Annotated in this window: 19 protein-coding genes; 10 read left to right on the top strand and 9 right to left on the bottom strand. The window is 72.1% G+C overall.

Features of this window, described 5'->3' with window-relative positions:
• Window positions 1-10: 10 nt before the first annotated feature.
• Genes PATMI_RS0102355 through PATMI_RS0102345 form a run of 3 tightly spaced genes read right to left on the bottom strand, consistent with a single transcriptional unit; the run spans window position 11 to window position 3,169 of the window.
• Window positions 11-688 (bottom strand): class I SAM-dependent methyltransferase, encoded by a 678-nt coding sequence (locus PATMI_RS0102355; protein ID WP_157260575.1) that lies wholly within the window; start codon window positions 686-688, stop codon window positions 11-13.
• Between the two features lie 46 nt (window positions 689-734).
• A complete protein-coding gene (locus PATMI_RS37155) occupies window positions 735-1,652 on the bottom strand; it encodes a glycosyltransferase family 2 protein (protein WP_026909702.1) in 918 nt (305 codons plus the stop codon).
• On the bottom strand, window positions 1,649-3,169 hold the full coding sequence (locus PATMI_RS0102345; protein ID WP_026909701.1) for an oligosaccharide flippase family protein: 1,521 nt from the start codon (window positions 3,167-3,169) through the stop codon (window positions 1,649-1,651). Before PATMI_RS0102345 ends, PATMI_RS37155 begins: the two co-directional genes overlap by 4 nt.
• A gap of 188 nt (window positions 3,170-3,357) precedes the next feature.
• On the opposite strand from PATMI_RS0102345, the gene PATMI_RS26750 reads away from it, so the two are divergent.
• The 7 genes from PATMI_RS26750 (at window position 3,358) to PATMI_RS0102310 (ending at window position 10,392) form a co-directional block, all read left to right on the top strand.
• A complete protein-coding gene (locus PATMI_RS26750) occupies window positions 3,358-4,518 on the top strand; it encodes a glycosyltransferase family 4 protein (RefSeq protein ID WP_036725097.1) in 1,161 nt (386 codons plus the stop codon).
• Window positions 4,519-4,536: 18 nt separating this feature from the next.
• The gene (gene rfbC, locus PATMI_RS0102335) at window positions 4,537-5,094 is read left to right on the top strand and encodes a dTDP-4-dehydrorhamnose 3,5-epimerase (RefSeq protein WP_026909700.1); all 558 of its coding nucleotides are present in this window, start codon (window positions 4,537-4,539) and stop codon (window positions 5,092-5,094) included.
• 663 nt (window positions 5,095-5,757) lie between these two features.
• The gene (locus PATMI_RS33705; RefSeq protein WP_026909699.1) at window positions 5,758-6,834 is read left to right on the top strand and encodes an Ig-like domain-containing protein; all 1,077 of its coding nucleotides are present in this window, start codon (window positions 5,758-5,760) and stop codon (window positions 6,832-6,834) included.
• Window positions 6,835-6,902: 68 nt separating this feature from the next.
• The gene (locus PATMI_RS0102325; protein ID WP_026909698.1) at window positions 6,903-7,931 is read left to right on the top strand and encodes a COX15/CtaA family protein; all 1,029 of its coding nucleotides are present in this window, start codon (window positions 6,903-6,905) and stop codon (window positions 7,929-7,931) included.
• 107 nt (window positions 7,932-8,038) lie between these two features.
• Window positions 8,039-8,779 (top strand): sugar phosphate nucleotidyltransferase, encoded by a 741-nt coding sequence (locus PATMI_RS0102320; protein ID WP_211241683.1) that lies wholly within the window; start codon window positions 8,039-8,041, stop codon window positions 8,777-8,779.
• Window positions 8,780-8,856: 77 nt separating this feature from the next.
• The gene (locus tag PATMI_RS0102315) at window positions 8,857-9,294 is read left to right on the top strand and encodes an SRPBCC family protein (RefSeq protein WP_026909696.1); all 438 of its coding nucleotides are present in this window, start codon (window positions 8,857-8,859) and stop codon (window positions 9,292-9,294) included.
• A gap of 81 nt (window positions 9,295-9,375) precedes the next feature.
• On the top strand, window positions 9,376-10,392 hold the full coding sequence (locus tag PATMI_RS0102310; protein WP_084269522.1) for an NAD-dependent epimerase/dehydratase family protein: 1,017 nt from the start codon (window positions 9,376-9,378) through the stop codon (window positions 10,390-10,392).
• A gap of 38 nt (window positions 10,393-10,430) precedes the next feature.
• Here PATMI_RS0102310 and PATMI_RS0102305 read toward each other — a convergent pair whose 3' ends face one another.
• The 3 genes from PATMI_RS0102305 to PATMI_RS0102295 form a co-directional block, all read right to left on the bottom strand.
• Complete coding sequence (locus tag PATMI_RS0102305) at window positions 10,431-10,985, bottom strand: hypothetical protein (RefSeq protein ID WP_026909694.1); 555 nt, start codon at window positions 10,983-10,985, stop codon at window positions 10,431-10,433.
• Window positions 10,986-11,051: 66 nt separating this feature from the next.
• Complete coding sequence (glmS, locus tag PATMI_RS0102300; RefSeq protein ID WP_026909693.1) at window positions 11,052-12,875, bottom strand: glutamine--fructose-6-phosphate transaminase (isomerizing); 1,824 nt, start codon at window positions 12,873-12,875, stop codon at window positions 11,052-11,054.
• Window positions 12,876-12,890: 15 nt separating this feature from the next.
• Entirely contained in the window at window positions 12,891-13,172 is a 282-nt protein-coding gene (locus tag PATMI_RS0102295; protein WP_026909692.1) for a hypothetical protein, read from the bottom strand.
• 327 nt (window positions 13,173-13,499) lie between these two features.
• Here PATMI_RS0102295 and PATMI_RS38660 point away from each other — a divergent pair, with 327 nt between their 5' ends.
• Window positions 13,500-13,721 (top strand): hypothetical protein, encoded by a 222-nt coding sequence (locus tag PATMI_RS38660; protein ID WP_342673035.1) that lies wholly within the window; start codon window positions 13,500-13,502, stop codon window positions 13,719-13,721.
• 12 nt (window positions 13,722-13,733) lie between these two features.
• Here the strand turns inward: PATMI_RS38660 and PATMI_RS38480 are convergent, their stop codons facing one another.
• A complete protein-coding gene (locus tag PATMI_RS38480) occupies window positions 13,734-13,865 on the bottom strand; it encodes a hypothetical protein (protein WP_281171291.1) in 132 nt (43 codons plus the stop codon).
• A gap of 165 nt (window positions 13,866-14,030) precedes the next feature.
• Between PATMI_RS38480 and PATMI_RS26740 the strand changes: the two genes are divergently transcribed.
• On the top strand, window positions 14,031-15,209 hold the full coding sequence (locus PATMI_RS26740; RefSeq protein ID WP_036726706.1) for a glycosyltransferase family 2 protein: 1,179 nt from the start codon (window positions 14,031-14,033) through the stop codon (window positions 15,207-15,209).
• Window positions 15,210-15,212: 3 nt separating this feature from the next.
• Window positions 15,213-17,618: a hypothetical protein gene (locus PATMI_RS0102275; RefSeq protein ID WP_026909691.1), complete on the top strand. Its 2,406-nt coding sequence runs from the start codon at window positions 15,213-15,215 to the stop codon at window positions 17,616-17,618.
• Between the two features lie 10 nt (window positions 17,619-17,628).
• On the opposite strand, the gene PATMI_RS33700 is transcribed toward PATMI_RS0102275, so the two are convergent.
• The gene (locus tag PATMI_RS33700; RefSeq protein WP_051470955.1) at window positions 17,629-19,641 is read right to left on the bottom strand and encodes a glycosyltransferase; all 2,013 of its coding nucleotides are present in this window, start codon (window positions 19,639-19,641) and stop codon (window positions 17,629-17,631) included.
• A gap of 145 nt (window positions 19,642-19,786) precedes the next feature.
• A complete protein-coding gene (locus PATMI_RS0102265) occupies window positions 19,787-20,386 on the bottom strand; it encodes a hypothetical protein (RefSeq protein ID WP_157260574.1) in 600 nt (199 codons plus the stop codon).
• Window positions 20,387-20,811 lie beyond the last annotated feature (425 nt).

Genomic DNA, 20,811 nt, shown 5'->3' with positions numbered 1-20,811 from the left:
GCTCGCGCAGCTACGCGACCTTCCGACCACGCACGATCGTCTGGACGCCGAGAAACGGACCGAGTCCGGTGCGTGCGAGCCGTCGATAGACCGCCAGCCGCCAGCCGTCGGCCCAGTAACGCGGCTCCACCGCGACGACCTCGAGGCCGGCCCCGGCCACGAGCTGGACGGCGTCGTCGGGCGAGAACCAGCGGAGATGGGTGGCGTCGAACATGAGCTCCGGGTCGCGAGGCCAGCGACGCTCGCGGATCACGCGGACCAGGTTCTTCCAGAACAGGATGTTGGGAACGCTCACGACGACGGTCCCGCCCGGACGCACCTGTCGGCACGCGTCGCGGAGCGTCGTCCAGGGGTCCACCAGGTGCTCGAGCACGTCCGCGGCGATGAGGCAGTCGAACATGTCGGTCGAGCCCGTGGCGACGTACTGCTCGGCGGTCATCGCGTGAACGGCGGCGAGCCGCTGGCGAGCCTCCGCGGCGTACTCCGAGACGGGCTCCACGCCTGTGACACGTGCCCCCTGCCGCGCGACGAGGGCTGCGCCGAGCAAACCGGTGGAACACCCGATGTCGAGGACCGTGCCGGCGCTGTCCGGCACATGGGCGAGGACATCGGGGCGTCCCGACTCGTAGCCGCTGGTGCGCCGTCCCCGCAAACCCTCTGGCATCGCGGACGCGCCCGTCGGCTCCACGGTCGACGAGGGGCGGGTTCCGGAACTGCGCGTCACTCCAGGGAGCCTATTCGCCGCAGCCGCGGCGGCTCCTCACGCCACCGCGGTGCAGGAACGAGCCGACGACCCTGACCGGGAGGGCCAACACGACGAACCGCGTGAGGATGAGGCATCGCGCCAGACGACCCAGGGCCGCGCGTCGCCAGGACGGACCGAGCTTGGAGTAGGAGTCGTTGCCGGCGGCGATCTCGTGCCGTATCCGAGCCGCGAGCGCGACGTGGGGCCACCGTTGCGTCAACCCCCGGAGCGAGAACTCCTGCCGCGCGAGGCTCCGGGCGTCGGAAGACAGCCCCTCGAGGGATCGGTGCAACACGGCATCGGGTGCGCACCGGATGACGCCCGCGGCGGCGATGCCCGCGACGAACGACCAATCCCCGCCGAAGACGTCGTCGAACCGGTGCCGTCGAAGGAGTGAGGTGCGGCCGACGCCGAAGAGCCCGCTGTTGTGGTCGACGCCGGCGTAGAACGCGAGCACCCGAGCTCCCGGGCGGTCGCTAAGGAGCTCCGTCGGGGGCTCGGTAAACGATCGTCCGGCGCCCGTGTGGACGGTGTTGCCGGTCACGAGGGACGTCCCCGGGAACCGGTCGTGGACCGCAAGGCATGCGGCGACGTACCCCGGGTCGAGATGATCGTCGTCGGAGAGCCACATAAAGAACTCACCGGTCGCGTGCTCCAGCGTCCACCGGTAGTTCGCGGCGTGGCCGACGTTCGCGTCGTGGCGATGGACTCGGAGCCGCTGGTCATCCGCCGCGATCCTTCCGAGCACCTCCACCGTCTCGTCCCCCGACGCGTCGTCGGCGACCAGGACCTCGACGTTCGTGTGCACCTGCGCGAGCGCGGACCGTACGGCCCGGACCACGAGCTGCGGTCGTCTGAACGTCGGGATGCCGATGGTGACCGACGGTGGGCTTCCGGACAACGTCACGATCCTCCTCTGGTCCTCGGACGCCGCTCGCGGAAGCGCCCGACCACCATGTCGCGCAGCGGGTCCGGGATCGTCCGGAGCGCGACGAGGAGGAAAGCGGCTCCCAACGGGGGCGCGAGGACCCGCGGCACCAGCGGGGCGTCTTGGAGCCCGAAGAACGCGGTCGCGCCGAGCAGGACGACGACGAGGACACGGAGACCGTGCCCACCGTGTCCCAGCGACCGAACTTCGAGCCTGCGGCAGACCGCGCGGTTCGCGGCGGTGGCGATCAGGACCTCGCACCCGACGAGTCCGAGGCCGGCCCACTCCACCCCTAGCCAGAGCACCGCGACCGTCGTGAGCGCGATGTTGAGCGGCAGCGCGACGGCGTTGATGCGGAGCACGTCGCGATATGCCCGCTCGGCGAGCAGCATCCACATGCTTGCAGCGCTCATGAACAGCGTGGCGAGCCCGACGCAGAGGACCACGAGGGCACGTTCGGAGACGGCGTTCGAGCTTCCCCCGATTGCCAGGACGGCCAGGGGGGCGAGACCGATGACGCACGACGCGACGAACGCGCCGACCGTGGCGCTGGACCGCCAAAGCGCGTCGAACCCTCCGGTCAGCCGCTCACGGTCGTGGGCGGCGGCGTGGGTGAGGACCGGGAACAGCGCCCCGGTGAGGAGCAGGGGGACGATCGTGAGCGACTCGACGGCGCGGAAGCCGACCGCGAAGTGCCCCGTGGCCTCTGCCGATACGGCGAGCGGGACGATCAGCATTGTCGTACGCAGGTACACCACGCTCGTCGCGCTCGCCGCACCGAACGCCACAGACTGTCGAAGAATCGTGAAAGCGCCACGGACGGACGCGCTTGGGCGCAGCAGGTCACCGCGGACCAAGAGTGCTGTCAGGACGGCTCCGGTGATCGCTGCAGGGACAAGCGCCGCAGCGAGCGGGAGCACGCCTGACCCACCGAGCACGAGGGGCACCTGGATCGCCACCTGCGTGATCGTCACCGCGACCTCGACCAAGCCGATCGCCACCCAACGCAGTTGGACCATTAGCGGCACGGTCAACACGGAGCTGCAGGCGTTGACGGCCACGGCCGACACGGCGATCGCCGTCCCGGTCACGACGGTGCCGTCGTACCCCGCGACAACGGTGTACGTCAGCGCCGAGATCGAAGCGACCGCGACGACGAGGACGCGTGCGGTCAGGAGGTCTCCCAGCAGGGTCCGGCGACCGGGAGCGTCGCGAACGAGCCACTCGCCGACCCCGACGTTCGCGAGCCCGAAGTCCGTGACCCCGGAGATCAGGGTCGTCAGGGCGAGGATCGTCGCGTACTGCCCGAAGCCCGTGGCGCCGAGGTGCCGGGTGATGACTGCCGTCGAGACCAGCGCGAGCAGCAGGGAGACGCCCTGGAGAACGATCCGCACCAACCCACCCGACGCGGCCCGCGCCCCCGCGTTCGGCGCGGCCAGGGCGTGCTCCGTCGCCGGCGTGCCGGGCAGCGAGGCCGGCGTCTCGTGAGCGGGCACCGCATCAGGGTGCCAGACCTGGAAAGGGGAAGGCCGCAGCCGCCTACGGCAGGGGGTCGGGCGATGTGACGCAGGGGGTCGGGCGATGTGACGCCTACCGCTCGTGCAACGCTCGCACCCTCGTGGCGCTTTCGCGGATCCTCTACCTGTCACCGGAACACCCCGACCCCACAGGGAACGGTGGCGAGGTGCGGCTCTTCCACGTGCTTCGCGAGCTCGGTGCACGGGGATGGCCGATCACGCTCGTGGCTCCCGCGTCGCCCGCGAAGATCGAGCGAGGGGCCGTGCTCCGTGAAGCGGGCATAACGCTCCGGTCGGTACGGCGGCCCGCCTCGCGCGGACGCGAGGCGATGGAGGCGACGCTCGCCACGCCGGCGGTCGGCTGGGCGATGCTCACACGCTCCTGGGCGTCGTGGCAGGCCGAGGTATACCGAACAGAACTCGCCCCAACGCTCGATGACGTGTTCGCCGAGTTCTGGGACGCGGTGCTCATCGAGCACGACTGGGCCGTCCGCTGGGCGCGGATGGTGCCGGACACCGTCCCGATCGGGCTCGTGTTCCAGAACCTCACGGGTGATCTCCATCGTCGCCGCGCAGGGACCGAGCACCACCGGGTCGCAAGGGTTCTGGCACGACGTGAGTCGTGGCTCGCGGAACGCGAGGTCGCTGCCCACGCTCCGCGGCTGTCCCGTGCCATCGCCTGTTCACGCGACGACGCCGAGCGCATCGAGGAGCGGTGGGGGATTCCTTCTGGCGTAGTGCCGAACGGGACCGAGACCGCGCGGCTCGCCGGTGTGCGACATGACGCCGAGTTGACGGGGCGTCTCGTGTTCACGGGCACGATGAGCTACCCGCCGAACGCACAGGCGGCCATCTGGATGGCCAGGGAGGTCCTGCCGCTCGTCAGGGTCCGCCGCCCGGACGCGACGCTCCAACTGGTCGGGGGCGGAGCGCCACCGGAGGTCGAGGCGCTCGGCACACTCGAGGGCGTCGACGTGACCGGGCGCGTTCCGGCGCTCGAGCCGGTGCTCGCCCGCGCGGAAGTCGCGGTCGCCCCGCTCCTCTCCGGCGGCGGAACGAAGCTGAAGGTGCTCGAGGCGTTGGCAGCCGGCCGTCCGCTCGTGGCGACGCCCGTGGGTGCGGAAGGCATCGAAGTGACCCACGGGGAACATCTCCTCGTGGCCGCGGATGCCCCTGCTTTTGCACGCGCGGTCGTCGACCTCCTCAACGACCGGCCCGCAGCCATCTCGCTCGCTGAACGTGGCCGCACGCTTGTGGCCGAGCGGTACGACTGGTCCGCCGTCGGCGGACGGATGGACGCGGTCCTTCGCGACTGGCTCCTCGGCTGACCTCGTACCCTCCCGGGCGTGCAAGTCCGAGACACGTCCCTGCCCGGGGCCAAGCTGGTGGTGCCGCGGGTGTTCCCTGACGATCGGGGGTTCTTCGCGGAGACGTTCCGGGAGAGCTCGCTTTTGGAGGTCGGGATCGAGGATCGGTGGATCCAGGACAACCACTCGCGGTCGTCGTTCGGGGTGCTGCGTGGTCTGCACTTCCAGATCGGGGCGGGGTGCGCGAAGCTCGTGCGCTGCGGCCGCGGCCACATCTGGGACGTGATCGTCGATCTGCGGAAGGGGTCTCCGACCTACGCGCAGTGGGAGGGCTTCGACCTGACCGACGAGAACATGCACGCGCTCTACGTCCCCGTCGGGTTCGCGCACGGGTTCTGCGTCAAGAGCGAGATCGCGGACGTGCTCTACAAGCAGACCGGCTACTACTCCGCAGACGTCGAGCGCGGGATCGCCTACGACGACCCACAGGTCGCGGTGCAGTGGCCGCTCACGGCCGACGAGATCCAGGTCTCCCAACGCGACGCCACCGGACCGACGCTCGAAGAAGTTGCTGGCGCGTTGCCGTTCGTGTACTAGGTACTGCGCGTCTTCCTGAGATCCGGGGGGCGAACCCCGTCCCGCTCGCAGGTCTTCCTTGCGATGCCAACCCAGGGAGATGAACAGATGACCCCCATCATCGGCCGGGCCGCGGTCGTTGCCGCAGTGCTCGTCGGCTCGGCCGCGTTCGCGAGCAGTGCGTCGGCGGCCACCTATGACGTCTGGACGTGCCAGGCCCCGGACGGGAGCCCGGCTGCGACCCATGATGACGCTGCCGGATGGTCGCCACGCACGATCCAGACTTCCGTCGGCGGAAACACAATGGCCGACGACTGTCCGACGGGCGGAGGGATCGTTGGCCATCTGGGCGCTGGCAGTCCGCAGCCTGCGCCTTCTTGGGTGGAGTGGGTATTCAACGCTCCAACCGGTACGAAAATCGCGAGCTACACCGTGGTGTGGTCTGGATTCGCGCGCGGGAACGGTGACGATCAACCGTTCGGTGATGTGGGACTGCAGAACTCAACGCAGTTCGATCCGACCTACGACGACAGACATAGGGCCACCGGATCGTTTGGGCCGTCGGTCATCGTTGCCAACCCCGGCAACGCCGCTTGGGTGAAGGCGATCGCGAGTTGTTCGCCTAGCCCGACCGTCAATCTTGGTTGTCACGACCCGAGCACTGGCGGCGGAGCCCGGTTCTCGGTGAGTCGCGCCACCTTCACCCTCGACGATCGCGACGCTCCCGCCATCACCTCCGTCTCCGGCGACGCTGTCACCGGGGACCTCTGGGCCGGGTCGGCGGCGATCTCCGTCGGCGCGACCGATGTCGGGGGCGGGGTGTACCGGCTCGGGGTCGAGGTCGACGGGACGATCCGGAGCTGGATCAACATGGCGCCGGCTCCCTGTCGCGCGTGGGCCGGGACCGAGCGGACGTTCCTCTCGCCCAAGCCCTGCCCGTCCACGGTCGGTGGGGTGCAGACGATCTCCACCGCCGACCTGCCCGAAGGGGCGCACACGGTGCGCGTGGTGGTCGAGGACGCCGCCGGCAACCAGACGACCGCCTACGGGCCGGTGACGAAGACGCTGAGCAGGACCCCGCCCGCGGCGCCGGCCGACCCCGGCCCTGAGAACGGGTCGCCCGCCAGCTCCGACGCGGTGCTGAAGGCGAGCTGGGAGGGGCGCGAGTCCCCGACGCGGAGCATCCGGTACGACCAGCAGCCCGTGCTTCGCGGGCAGCTGACGACGGCAGCCGGGCAGCCGATCAAGGACGCCGCCGTCCGGGTCACGATCACCCGGTCGTCGCGCAATTCGCCGCCGTTCGAGCGCGAGTCGCTCCAGACCAACTCCGAGGGACGCTTCCGCTGGAAGATCCCCAAGGGCAGCAGCTCGCGGAAGATCACCCTCAGCTACCGGCGTCGCGTCCGCGACCCCCAGCCCGTCGTCAGCAAGTCGCTGCAGCTCAACGTCAGCGCGGGCGTGCGCCTGAGCCTCAGCCGCAAGGCCGCCCGGAAGGGCCAGGCGGTGCGGTTGACCGGTCTGCTGCGCGGGCGGCCCGTCCCCGGCGGCGGCAAGGTCGTCGAGCTGCAGGCCCGGAACCCCGGCGGGAAGTGGATCACCTTCCGCAACGTCCGCGCCAAGAAGAGCGGGAAGTTCTCCGCGACGTACCGGTTCCGCAACGCCGGTCCGGCGCGCTTCCAGATGCGCGCCCGCGCCCGGAAGTCCGGCGACTACCCCTACGCGACCGGATCGTCCCCGGTCCGGAGCATCCGGATCCGCTGACCGGCCCGCCGTCGGGACACCCGTCCGAGCGGGTCGTCCCGGCGCGCGATCCGGCATCCTGTGGGGCGATGGCCACCCCCGTCGCTCCCGCGCCCGACCCCGGTACCGCGCCCGACCCCGGTCCGCGTCGCGCGCAGTTCCTCCGGCGCCGGTGGACGAGCAGCCCCGAACGGATGCTGCTCGCCGCCCGCCTGGCGCTGATCGCCAACGTCGGGATCATGCTCAGCGGCGCCCTCGTGCGCGTCACCGGATCCGGCCTCGGCTGCTCGAACTGGCCGAAGTGCGACACCCGGGTGCTGCCGACCCAGGCCCACGCGCCGACCTTCATCGAGTTCGGCAACCGGATGCTGACCTTCGCCGTCAGCGCGACCGCGCTCTTCGCGATCTTCAGCGCCCTGACGCTCGCCGTCTACCGCCGCGACCTGCTGTGGCTGTCGGTCGGGCTGCTCGGCGGCGTGTTCGCGCAGGCCGTCATCGGCGGCATGAGCGTCCTCTACGACCTCGACTGGATCTGGATCAGCGCGCACTACATGGTGTCGCTGCTGCTGCTCGTCGTCCCGGCCGCGATCCTCACCTGGCGCTCCGGCATCGGCACGAAGGCGCCGCGGAAGAACCTCGCGAAGGACGTCCTGACCGCCAGGGTGGTGTTCGCGCTGCTGCCGATCGGCGCGCTCGCGCTGTGGGCCGGCACGCTGGCCACCGCCGCGGGCCCCAACTCGGGCGGGTCGGCGACCAACGACGTCGTCAAGCGCTTCGACGTCCACGGGACCGGCACGCTGGAGTGGATCGTCCAGCGCCACGGGGCGATCGCCGCGATCTTCGGCATCGGGATCATCGTCGCGTGGGCCGTCGCCAAGTGGCGGAAGGCCGGCGAGCGCCTCACGCTCGCCCTGACGCTCTCGGGCATGCTCGTCGCCGTGCAGGGGATGCTCGGGCTGATCCAGTACGGCCTGGAGCTGCCGGGCGGGCTCGTCTGGGTCCACGTGACCCTCGCGACGCTGACCTGGACCTCCGTCGTCTGGGCGTGGCTGATCGCGGGCCCCGCCAAGCGGCACCTCGCCGGCACCGGCGCGTCGTCGCCGGTCGCCGCGGACTGACCGACCGCTCGAGTCGTCGACCCCGCCGGGCGTCCCGGCGCGGGGCCCGGCGGACCGGCATCCACGCCCCGGGCCGCCCGCCGACGGGTGCGCCCTACACTGGCGTCGTGGCCGAAGCGCACCCCGAGAACCTGCCGGTCGTCGTCCTCTGCGGCGGCCGGGGCACCCGGCTTGGCGCCGGACAGACGGTCCCCAAGCCGCTCGTCGAGATCGGCGGACGCCCGATCGTGCAGCACATCGTCGAGCTCTACGCCGCCCAGGGCGCGCGGCGGTTCCTGCTCGCCGCGGGCTGGCAGGCCGAGCTCCTCGGCGCCGCGGTCGATGCGATCACGTGGCCCGAGGGCGTCACGGTGGAGTGCGTCGACACCGGGGTCGACACCGAGACCGGCGGCAGGCTGCACCGCCTGAAGGACCGGCTGGACGGCGCGTCGTTCCACCTGACCTACGGCGACGGCGTCGCCGACGTCCGCCTCGACGCGCTCGAGGCCACGCACCGCGCCGGCGGCCGCACCGTGACGCTCACCGTCGTCCGTCCCGAGCTGCAGTTCGGCATCGTCGAGCTGGCCGACGACGACGCGATCACCGGGTTCCGCGAGAAGCCGCGGAGCACGCACTGGATCAACGGCGGCTTCATGCGGATGGAGCCCGAGGTCTTCGACGTGCTCGACGCCGAGTGCACCCTCGAGCGCGAGCCCTTGCAGCGCCTCGCCACCGACGGGCGGCTGCACAGCCACCGGCACGAGGGCTTCTGGGCGTGCATGGACACGTACAAGGACGCCCGCGCGCTGAACGAGCTGTGGGAGTCCGGCGCCGCACCATGGGTCGTGGCGCCCGGCGTCGCGCGCTGACTCGCGCCGCAGGGCCGCGCCGCCCGCCGATCCGGGCCGGCCGGGTTCCGCGACCCACCGTCGGGTACGCGGTACGCATGCCGACCGCGTCGTTCTCCGTCCAGATCGCCCGTCCCCGGTCCGAGGTGTTCGCGTTCCTCGCCGACCTCCGCAACGCCACGTCGTGGATGTCGATCGTCGACACCGTCGAGCTCGTGGGCGGGACGCCCGGTGAGGTCGGGGCCCGCTTCCTGGTCACGAACGAGCGCGGGATCCTCGACGACATCGTCGTCGACTACGCGACCGCCGAGGTCGAGGCCGACGCGTCCCTGCGCTTCGAGGTCAAGCACCCCAAGCTGACCGGCGCCGACACGTACCGGCTCTCGGACCGGGACGGGGGCACGTTCGTCGAGTACGACTCGGACTTCACCTACACGGGCCTGAACAAGCTCTCGACCCCGATCGGCGCACTCGCCGTGAAGGCGCTCGCGCGGGGCATGGACGAGGACCTCCGCGAACGGCTCGAGAACGGCTGAACGACGGCGCCCGACGGTGGCCGGGGCCCCGGGGTGCACCGCGACGAGCGCGGGCGGGCCGGTCTGGAAGGATGGCCCGCGATGGAGAGCTTCGGGAAGTCCATGCGCGGCCGGTCCGTGTTCGTCACCGGCGCGTACGGGATGCTCGGCGCCTGGCTGGTGCGCGCGCTCCTGGACCGCGGCGCCGCCGTCACGGTGCTCCGGCGTGACGAGGTCCCCGCGTCGATGCTCGCGCTCGACGGCCTCGAGGCCCGCTGCACCGTCGTCCGTGGTGATCTCCTGACGCCCGGCCTGCTCGAGCGCGTGATCGGCGAGCACGAGTGCGACACCGTCTTCCACCTCGCCGCGCAGACGATCGTCGGCACCGCGAACCGCTCGCCGGTCCCGACGTTCGAGGCGAACATCCGCGGCACCTGGCTCCTCATGGACGCATGCCGCACCCAGGACGTCCGGCGGGTCGTCGTCGCCGCGTCCGACAAGGCCTACGGTGCGCACGACGAACTGCCCTACCGCGAGGAGTTCGCGCTGCAGCCGACGTTCCCGTACGACGTCTCGAAGGCCGCGACCGACCTGATCGCCCGGTCCTACTGGCACACCTACGGCGTCCCGGTGGCCGTCACGCGGCTGGCGAACATCTACGGCGGCGGCGACCTCAACCGCTCCCGGCTGCTGCCCGAGGCGATCGCCGCGGTCCTCCGCGGCCGCGCGCCGGTGATCCGGTCCGACGGCTCCCCCGAGCGCGACTTCCTTTACGTCGAGGACGCCGCCGACGCGTACCTCGCGATCTGCGATGCGCTCGACGCCGACGAGGGCGCGGCACCGGGCACGACGAAGGCCCGTGGCGAGGCGTTCAACGCCGGTGGCGGGCGGCCGCACAGCGTGCGCTCCGTGATCGACGCGGTCGTCCGCGTCTCCGGCCACGACCTGCAGCCCGACGTCCGCGGCTCCGGCACGCCGTCGGGGGAGATCGACCGGCAGTTCGTCGACTCCACGAAGCTGGCCGGACGGACCGGGTGGTCGCCGCAGGTCGACCTCGACGAGGGTATCGCCCGCACCCTCGCCTGGTACCGCGCGCACCTGGACGCGTTGCCGGTCTGACGGCCGCCACGCGGCGGGTCGACGGCGCTCAGAGGAGCTCAGCCGGCCAGCAGCACGGCGAGCGTCACGGGCACCGCGGCCAGCCCGTGCGCCACGACGAGCGCCGCCACCGCACGGCGACGGGCGGCCTGCTCCGGCGCGCCGTCGGCGATCGCCCAGCGGGCCCAGAGCGCCACGGCCACCCAGCCGAGGGCGCCGGAAACCACGACGCCGGCGGCGACGGCGACCCCGGTCGGGACGGACGGCAGCGCGAGGAGGGCGAGCGCGACGCAGACGACGGTGAACGCGGCGAGGCCCGCGGTGATGTCCCCGAGCGCCGAGCGCTGGTGCTCGGCCACGTGGGTGCGGCGCGGAGCGGGGCCCTTCGGGGCCGCGGCCCGTCGCGGACGGTCGCCACCGGGGGCGCTCCGGGGGCGGTCGTCCCGCGAAGAGCGTCGGGAGTGGTCGTCCGGTGCCGACGGCCGGGTCGCGGTCAGGGCCGAGAACGAGGGGCGCGCGGTGCGCGGACGGCGGCCGGTCGGGGCCGCCGGGCCGACGGCGACGGCGGTCCTGCGGGCCGTCGGGGCGCCGGTGGGGGAGGGAACGGTGCGCACCGAGCGAGCATCGCGGCTCGCCCGATCGCCCCGGTGACGGGACGGTGTCCGTCCCGTATCGCCCGGTTACTCGACCGTGACGCTCTTGGCGAGGTTCCGCGGCTTGTCGATGTCGCGGTCCAGCGCCTTGGCGGCGTGGTAGGCGAGGAGCTGCAGCGGGATGTTCAGCAGGATCGGCTCGAGCTCGGGCTCCGTGCGCGGCACGACGATCGTGCGCTCGGCCAGCTCGGTCGGCAGCTCGTGGTGCGAGATCGCGAGGATCGGGCCGCTCCGGGCGCGGATCTCGTGCAGGGTCGACCGCTGCTTCTCGTGCAGCTCGTCGTCGGGCACGACCGCGACGACGGGCATCTGCGCGTCGATCAGGGCGAGCGGGCCGTGCTTGAGCTCGGCCGACTGGTACGCCTCCGCGTGCATGTAGGCGACCTCCTTGATCTTCTGCGCCGCCTCGCGCGCGATCGGCCAGCCGCGCACGCGGCCGATGAACATCGCGTTCTCGAACTGCGAGAGCCAGCCCGCGGCCTCGATGATCTTCTCCTCCTGCTCGAGGACCGCGGCGATCTTCGCGGGCAGCTCGCGCAACGCGGTGATCAGGCGGTCGCCGTCGGCGGGGGAGAGGTCGCGGATCCGCCCGAGGTGCACGGCGAGCATCGCGAACGCCACGCACGTCGACGTGAAGCTCTTGCTGGAGGCGACCGAGACCTCCGGGCCGGCGTGGATGTAGATGCCGCCGTCGGTGGCGCGGGCGATCGCCGAGCCGACCTGGTTGACGACGCCGAGCACGCGGGCGCCCTTGCGGGTCAGCTCCTCGACGGCGGCCAGGGTGTCGGCCGTCTCGCCGGACTGGCTGACCGCGATGTAGAGGCCGTCGGGGTCGATCACCGGGTTGCGGTACCGGAACTCCGACGCGGCCTCGGCCGTGGCGGGGATGCGGGCGAGCTCCTCGATCAGCTGCGCGCCGACCTCACCGGAGTAGTACGCGGAGCCGCAGCCGAGGATGTAGACGCGCTTGAAGGACCGCAGCTCGTTCGGGTGCAGGTTCAGGCCCCCGAGCTTGATCGTCGAGAAGCGCTCGTCGAGGCGGCCGGAGATCGTCCGCTCGACGGCCTCGGGCTGCTCGCCGATCTCCTTGCGGAGGAAGTGCTGGTGCTCGCCCATGTCGAAGTCCTCGGCGTCGAAGTCGACGCGCTCGGAGATCTTCTGGACGGGGCGGGCGTCGAGCGTGGACGTCGTGAAGCCGTCGGCCTCGAGCAGCGCGATCTCGCCGTCCTCGAGGTGGACGACCTGCTTCGTGTGGCGGACGATCGCGCCGACGTCGGAGGCGACGTACATCTCGCGGTCACCGAGGCCGAGGACGATCGGGCTGCCCAGGCGGGCGACCATGATGCGGTCCGGGTGCTGGGCGTCGACGACGGCGAGCCCGTAGGCGCCCTCGACGTGCGAGAGCGCGGAGCGCAGGGCCTCGACCGGGTCCTCGTGGTCCGCGGCGGCCTGGCCGATCAGGTGCGCGACGAGCTCGGTGTCCGTCTCGGAGACCGGGGTGATGCCGTCGGCCTCGAGGCGGGCCTTGATCTGCGGCGCGTTCTCGATGATCCCGTTGTGGACGACGGCGAAGCGCTCGCTGAAGTCGACGTGCGGATGGGCGTTGACGTCCGTCGGCGCACCGTGGGTCGCCCAGCGGGTGTGGCCGATCGCCGGCGAGCCCTTGATGCGCTTGGGCAGCGACGACTTGAGGTCCGCGATGCGGCCCTTGGCCTTGTGGACGCGCAGCGCGCTGGCGCCGGCGACGGCGATGCCGCCCGAGTCGTACCCCCGGTACTCCAGGCGCTGCAGGCCCTCGAGGACGATGGGGACCCCGTCACGGGATCCGACGTAGCCAACGATTCCGCACATGTCGGGGGCTTCCTCCTACGTGTAGACGATCCTGCGCAGCTGCCGGAGCGACAACGCAGGTGGACTGAACCGCCGGCCCGCGAGCTCCTGGGAGATCCGTGCGAACGACTCGTCGTTGCGGATCCCCCGGGACTGCAGCTCCCCGTGCCGGCGCCGCACGAACCCCGGGACGTCCTCGTCGAAGTACGCGAGCACCTCGTGGATCACGCGCTCGGCCTCGGACGGGCTGAGCGACGTGGTCCCCGCGAGATGACTCCGCAGCTCGACGAACGACGCGGACGGCCGGGGGGCGGTCACCGGGGCATCGTGACGGACACGGCGCCCGAACGCAACCGTTGTGCCCGAAATCGGGCAGGATCGTGGAGAACCTGGCGCAATCGTGTTCCCGGCGTCGTGATTTCGCGTCGACATCGACCGGGCTCCGGCGAGTCCGTCGGACGGTGCGAGCATCGCCACATGGTGCTTCGGCGAGCAGGGCGGGCGACGCCGGCGTGGTGGCCGCCGGGCTGGTCGATCGCGTCGGCGACGACGCACAGCGCCCGGGGCCGCGGGCTGCTCGGTCGCGACGGCCTGGGTGACCTCGAGGGGCTCTGGCTCCCGGTCCGCTCGGTGCACACGATCGGCATGCGCTTCGCGCTCGATCTGGTGTGGCTCGACGCCGGCGGCGCAGCGATCCGCCTGGACGAGGGGGTCCGTCGTGTGAGCCTTCGCACATGCCTTGCGGCGCACGGAGGGGTGGTCGAGGTCGCCGCGGGACGCGGAGCGGCGCTCGCCGCGGCGATGTCGTCGTGCATCGGTGTCGACCCGGGCGAGCGCGGTGCACGACCGGCGCGCCGTGCCTGCTGACGCCATACAACCCTAGTGCTGCTCGGGGTCTTCGTCCTCCGAACGAGTGCGCGTGGCCCGGAAGACGAGCACCCCGGCCATGCCGATCACGATGGCCATGCAGACGCCGGTGATCAGATCGGACGCCGTCGACGCAATGGCCATGTGGCCGATCGTACGCACCCCGCTCCTTTCGGACGCCCGGCGTGTTTCGAAGAACGTGCCCTACCCTCTGAGAGGTCCCCGTCGTCGCGCCCCGCGAAGCGTGGACGAGCCGTCCCGGACCGTGCCCTCCGCGGTCCGCCCCTCTCCCCGGTCCGCCGGGTCGTGATGCGCACCACCTTCACCCCGGACACCCCACACTCCCCCTCGACGGACCCGGACCACGGCCCACTCGTCTCGGTCGTCATCCCGTGCCTCAACGAGGAGGAGAACATCGTCGCCGTCGTCACCCAGGCGCGGCAGGCGATCAGCGACGCGGAGATCGAGGGCGAGGTCGTCGTCGCGGACAACAACTCGACGGACCGCTCAGCCGAGCTCGCGAAGGACGCTGGCGCGCGCGTCGTCCACGTCCCCGCCCGCGGCTACGGCGCCGCCTACATGGGCGGCTTCTCGGCGGCGACCGGCAAGTACATCGTCATGGGCGATGCCGACCTGACGTACGACTTCCACGAGATCCCGAACTTCGTGCGCGAGCTCGACGCCGGCGCGGACCTCGTGATGGGCAACCGGATGAACAACATCCGGCCCGGCGCGATGCCGTGGCTGCACCAGTACGTCGGCAACCCGCTGCTGTCGGGGTTCCTCAACCTGCTCTTCCGCACCGGAATCCGCGACGCGCACTGCGGCATGCGGGCCGTCCGCCGCGGTGCCCTGCCCGCGATGGACCTCCGCACCCCGGGCATGGAGTTCGCGTCCGAGATGGTGATCCGGGCGAGCAAGGCGAACCTCGTGATCAGCGAGTTCGACATCGAGTACCACCCGCGCGGCGGCGAGTCGAAGCTCTCGACCTGGCGCGACGGCTGGCGGCACCTCCGGTTCCTGCTCGCCCACAGCCCGACGCACCTGTTCCTCCTCCCCGGGCTCTTCATGGCGTCGGTCGGGCTGCTCGTCATGGCGATGGTGCTCTTCGGCGTCAACGCGCTCGGGCGCGACTGGAGCGTCCACACCCTGATGGGCGGGTCGCTCCTGACGATCATCGGCACGCAGATCGTGTCGCTCGGCCTCTGCGCCCACGCCTACGGGATGTACTTCATGGGCGACGTCGACCCGTGGTTCGACCGCATGCGCAGTCGCTTCCGGCTCGAGCACGGGCTGCTGATCGGCGGCCTCGTGATCCTCGCCGGCGTGGCCGCGGGCGCGGTCGTCGGCATCCGCTGGGCGATGGACGACTTCGGCGCGCTCAGCCAGATCAACCTCGCGATCTCCTGCGTCACGGCGATCGTCATCGGCGTCCAGATCTTCTTCTCGAGCTTCCTGCTCTCCATCATCGGCCTGCGCCGGAGCTGACGCTTGGCCACGGTCGTGCTCGCCTGGGCGGTGTTCCCGGCCGTCCTGGCGCTGGTCGCGCTGGGGTTCGGGGAGCTCGTCGCCCGACTCGCCGGCCGGCCGATGGGCCTGTCCCTCCGGCTCGCCGCCGGCTTCTGCGCGTACGTCGCGTGGGCGTCCCTCGGCACCGTCGCTCCCCTGGTCGCGAAGACCGTGGGGGTCGGCGCGATCCTCCTGACCGTCGCCGGCCTCGTCCTCGCCCTGAGACGCACGTCGTGGCGTCCGGTCCGCCCGGAACCGGGCGAGGTCCCGCTCATCCTCGGCGCGCTGGCGGCCTCCACGCTGGCGGCGCTCCCGTTCGTCCTCACGGGGCACGCGGTCTTCGGCGGCTACGGCAGCCTCGGCGACGGCGGCTTCCAGATGGTCGGTGCGACCCTGCTGCCGGAGATCGGCGCGACGACGCACGGGCTGGAGCCGTCGTCGGTGTCGCGCCTTATGCACCAGTACTTCGAGGACGGCTACCCCGCCGGTGCCGTCCTCGCCCTCGGCTACCCGACGCAGTGGCTGGGCGCGTGGTCGCTGCAGACGTTCCAGCCGTTCCAGGCCGTGCTGCTCGCGGTCGGCGGCATCGGGGCCGCCGGATTGGCCGTGCAGAGCGGCCTCGTCCGCGGGCGGTGGACGGCGCTCGTGGCGTTCGCCGCCGGCGCCGCGCCGCTGACCGCCGCGTTCGCGCTGCAGGGCAGCATCAAGGAGGCCGGGGGCGCGGCGATCTTCCTCGTGGTCGCCGCGACCGCCGCCTGGGCGTGGAAGCCCCTGCTGAACGGCGACGTCCGAGCGGGGATCCCGACCGGCCTGGCGGTCGCCGCCGGGATCGGGGTCGTCGGGCCCGGGCTCGGGCCGCTGCTGCTCGCGTTCGGCGGCCTCGTCGCGCTGACGCTCCTCGTGCTCGTCGTCCGCGGCGTCGTCGACCGCGGGGTGTGGAAGGGCGCGGCGGTGACCGCCGGCGTCGCGGTCCTCGTGGCGATCCCGGCGATCCTCGCCGCGGTCGAGGTCTCGGGCGTCGCGGGCTCCGTCCTCACCGCCAAGCAGGAGCTCGGGAACCTGCCCGGGGCGCTGCCGTGGTGGCGGTCGCTGGCGGGCTGGGACACCCCGGACTTCCGGCTGCTCGGCGAGTTCGGCCACCCGGGGATCAGCAAGCTGACCGCGGTGCTCGTCGGGGTGCTCGTCCTCGGGACCCTCGCGCACGCGGTCCGGCGTCGTGCCTGGGTCTTCGTCGTCGTCGGGGTGGCCTCGGCGGTGACCGCCGCCTACATCGTCCGGATCGGCTCGCCGTGGGCGGGCGGCAAGGCGCTGGCCATCGCCGCGATGGCGTTCTGGGCGGTCGCGGCGACCGGCGTCGCCGCGCTGGCGTCGGATGGCGACCGGCGGCTGCGGATCGCGGGCGGCCTCGGGGCGCTCGCCCTCGTCGCGATCGTGCTCGTCACCGCCGGCTCCGCCTACCGCGGCGTCCGCCTGAGCCCGACGGAGCGCTTCGACGAGTTGCGCGACCTCGCGGCGGTGACCGGCGACCGCGACCGCGTCCTGGTCTCCGAGTTCGACGAGTTCGCGAAGGTCGCGTTCGAGCGCGACCGGCCGCAGGTGCTGGGCGAGACCTCGTTCGCCGACGTGCCGCTCCACGACGCCGAGGGCGCGCCGCTGACCGCCGTCCAGACCCCGCCGGAGGACACGATCTCCCCGGCCGACCTCGCGCGGTTCGGGTGGATCGTCGTGCGTCGCGGTCCGGTCTCCGCGTGGCCGTCGCCGAGCTTCCGCCTCGTGCGGACGACCGCGCACTACCAGCTGTTCCGCCGCACCACGACGCGCGTCCCCGCCGTCTGGACCGCCGCCGCCGCACAGGACGACGCCGCCGGCACGGTGTCCTGCCGGACGATCCGGGAGCTCGGTCCGACGGCGTTCGCGCTCGTCCGCGCGCCGTCCGTGGCCGTCCGCCTGACCACGCAGCCAAAGTTCTGGATCCCGCGCCAGCCCGACGGCATCGTCTTCGACCTGCGCGGGGCCGGGCACGCCGACCAGCCCGTCGCGGTCCCGGCCACCGGGCGCTACCGCGTGTGGGTCGAGGGGACGTTCAACCGCCGGATGACGATCAGCGTCGACGGCCGCCCGGTCGCCGCCGTGGGCCGCGGCGCGACGAACCAGTTCGTCCAGCCCGAGCGGGCGACCGGCGAGGACGGCGTCGAGCTGCAGGCCGGGGCACGCACCCTCCGGGTCACGTGGCCGGGCTCCGGCATCGCACCCGGCAGCGCGCGGTCGGCCGGGGCGGTCGGCCGGGTGTGGTTCGAGCCGGTGGAGAGCGCCCCGAAGCTCGTCGCGGCGAAGGACCTGCGGTGCACCGGCGGCCGGGTCTCGGTCGACTGGTACGGGCGCTGGTAGGAGTGCGCGGCTACCCCGCCGGCGTGCGCGCCGCGCTCGAATCCGCGCGGGTGTCGGCCAGCTCGGTGTAGAACGCCTCGAGCGCGTCGATCTTCCTCGGCCACGCGTAGCTCGCCGCGGTCTCGTGGCCCGCGGCGATCAGGCGGGCGCGGAGGTCGGCGTCGGTGAGCAGGCGCCGGAGCGCGTCGGCGACGTCCTGCGGGTCGCGGCCCGGCATCAGGCAGTTCTCGCCGTCGACGCAGAAGTCCCGGTTGCCGTTGGAGTCCGTGCAGACGACGGCGGCGCCGGCGGCCATGGCCTCGAGCGGCGGGAGGCAGAAGCCCTCGTGCTTCGAGGTCTGCACGAGGACGCTCGTCTCGTTGAGGAGGACGTTCACCTCCTCGTCGGAGGGGAATTTCAGGAACGTCACCGCGTCGCCCAGGCCCTCGGCGAGCTCGGGCTCGGAGCCGAAGAGCGTCAGGTGCGGCTTGGGGTCCGGCAGGCGACCGTAGGCCTCCCGGGTCAGCGGGAAGTCCTTCAGCGGGTTGGAGCGGGCCGTCGAGAGGATCGTGCCGTCGGTGCGCGTGACGCCGGGGAGGGTCTTGTAGGTGTCGACGTCGAGGCCCGGGGTGAACGGGAGCGGGTCGGCGACGCCGAGCTTCTTGAGCTCCTCGGCCACCCAGATCGACCCGGCGAGGTACGCGAACTCCGGGCGGTAGCTGGCGTGCACCTTCGCGTGGTCGTTCGGCGAGGCGTAGTACGAGCTCTCGACGTCCTGCACGAGGTAGACGGGGATGCCGTGGAGCACCGAGGCCTCCCACACCCAGGACGAGGTCTCCCACCAGGTGGCGACCTTGATCGCGTCGATCGGCCCGAGCTCGTGGGCGAGCTCCGCGTAGCTCGCGAACTGGCGGACGGGGACGTCGAGGTCGAACCAGTCGGGGCCGCCGTCCTCGTCGAGGGTCCAGAGCTCGGGGTGGTGGCCCTTCGCGAGCAGGCCGTTGAGGTGCGTGAAGATCACGCGGTGGCCGCCGCCGATGCCGGTGTCCTGCGTCACGTAGATCACGCGCAGGCCGCCGTCCTCCGCGCGGACGGGCCGGTGGTCCAGGCGGTCGCCCCAGCGGTCCCAGAAGCGCTGCTGCGAGGCGATCTCGCGGTCGCCCTGGACGGTTCCGCGGGTCTTGCTCTCGTGGTGGATCAGGACCGACGCCGGCGCGTAGCCGACCCGCAGGCCGTGCGCCCAGGCGCGCAGGGCGTAGTCGACGTCCTCGTAGGCCATGCCGAAGCCCTCGTCGAGCTCGCCCAGCTCGTCGAGCGCGCCGCGGGTGACGTAGAGCGCCGCACCGGTCGCGGCGAGCGTCGGGCCCTCGACGTTGGCGGGCGGGAAGTCGGCCGCCTGGAACCGGAACCGGTGGTCGAACCACTGCGGCTGGTCGCGGTTGCGCAGGACGCCGCCGTGCTGGATCGACGTGTCGGGGTAGAGCAGCCGCGAGCCCACGAGGTCGTAGTCGCGCCGGTGCGCCGCGTACTGCAGCGCCGCGAGCCAGCCACGCTGGGCGACGACGTCGGAGTTCAGGAGGACGGCGTCCTCGTCGCGACGGACCGTCCGCAGGCCGCGGTTGCAGTTCGCCGCGAACCCGGCCTGCTCGGCGCCGAGGACGACCTCGAAGCCCTGCTCCTTCGCCAGCGCCTCCAGTGCCGTGACGTGCTCGGGCGCGGAGCCGTCGTCGGTCACGACGATCCGGACCTTGGCAGCGTCGGTGGTCTTCCGGACGCTCTTCACCGCGGTCGCGACGAGGTCCGGCGAGCCGTACGACGGGATGACGATCGCGACCGGCCGGCCGTGGCGCTTGTACCAGGCGCGGGCGGGTCCGCTGGCGTCGCCGACCCCGCCTACGGCACTGCCCGGCAGCAGGCGGACGGGCGCGGTCGCGACCCGCCGCCCAAGCTCGGCCCACCCGAGGTGCTGCACCGTCAGGGCCGCACGGCGCGGCAGCCCGGTCAGGAGCCGGCGGAGGTGGCGGAGGTACAGCGGCGCGGCCATCGCCCCTCATTCTCCCGTGAACGGCGCGCGGGCGGTCCGTGGCGGAGTGGTGGCGGTCGCCGACCGGACGACACGAGGCGGCCGGCTCGACCGGCGCGCTGTTGTGCGGTGGGGCGAGAACAGCGCCACTGGAGCAGTGTCGGTCTCAGAGCGACCCCTCGACCGTGTCGTGAGCGAGATTCTTCGCGCCACCGACGAGCGTCACGACGTTCGCGCACACCTTGCCGGCAAGAGGCCTCTTGAACTTCAAGTCGACGTGGGAACCCTTCTTCGTCGAGGTCGGACGTGCCTCACTGAATCTCCTGACTCGACCGTCGTTCTGTTCGATCACGTCGATCGGGCGATCCGCCGGGCTGGTCGCGTTGATGCCCCACTTCCTGGTAAGCCCCGCAAACCCCGTGTTGGATGCCTCCGAGTTGCAGGTCCGGAGAACACTGACCGACAACAACGCGTCCTCGATCCTGGGGGCCTTCGTGGTGATCTGGTCAGACCCGAACGTCACCCGGACGGTGTGGTCGTCCACGACGGAGACCGTCACCGACCGGGGCATCCGACTGTCGAACTTCGAGCCATTCGGCAGATCGAACCGATGCTCACGATCCCCACTGACCAGCAACACGACCGCCACGGCGACCGCGACCACAACGGTCAGGGCCACCCACGGTGCACGACGACCGATCACGATCGAAGTCTGCTTGCCGACCTGATCTGCCTCAGCGTCGCCGCGCTCGCGTGTGTGACGCATGTGGGGAACTCCTGGTTCGGGGAACTGCGACCCGTGGGACGTGGGACCGGCCACGACGGTATCCGTTGCGCCCGATCAGTTCGTAGGCCTCTGCAGTCTCGGAGCTGCAGAACGCGTCTCTGCAAACCCCCGGCGCTCGCCGGCGCCCCGCACACCGACGCGTACCGCGGGTGAGGACGGAGAGCGTCTCTCAAGCCGAGAGCGTCTCTCAAGCCGAGAGCGTCTCTCAAGCCGATCCCTTCAGGGACGCCCCCTCACCCGTCGAGGTCGACCGGGTCCAGCGTCGCGATGCCGTCCCTCGAGCACCGGCGGCGCACCGCCGCCGGGAGGCGGTCCGCCCGCGTGCCCACGAGCGCCGCCGCGGCCCGCTCCGTGTGGTGGACGAAGGCCAGGACCGTGGCGCGGTCGACCGCCGCGCGCGAGCC

Origin of the sequence: Patulibacter minatonensis DSM 18081 (genome assembly GCF_000519325.1) — a bacterium.
Lineage (GTDB): Bacteria > Actinomycetota > Thermoleophilia > Solirubrobacterales > Solirubrobacteraceae > Patulibacter > Patulibacter minatonensis.
Note: the sequence above shows the minus strand (reverse complement) of the source record. Positions and strands in the feature narration are given on the sequence as shown.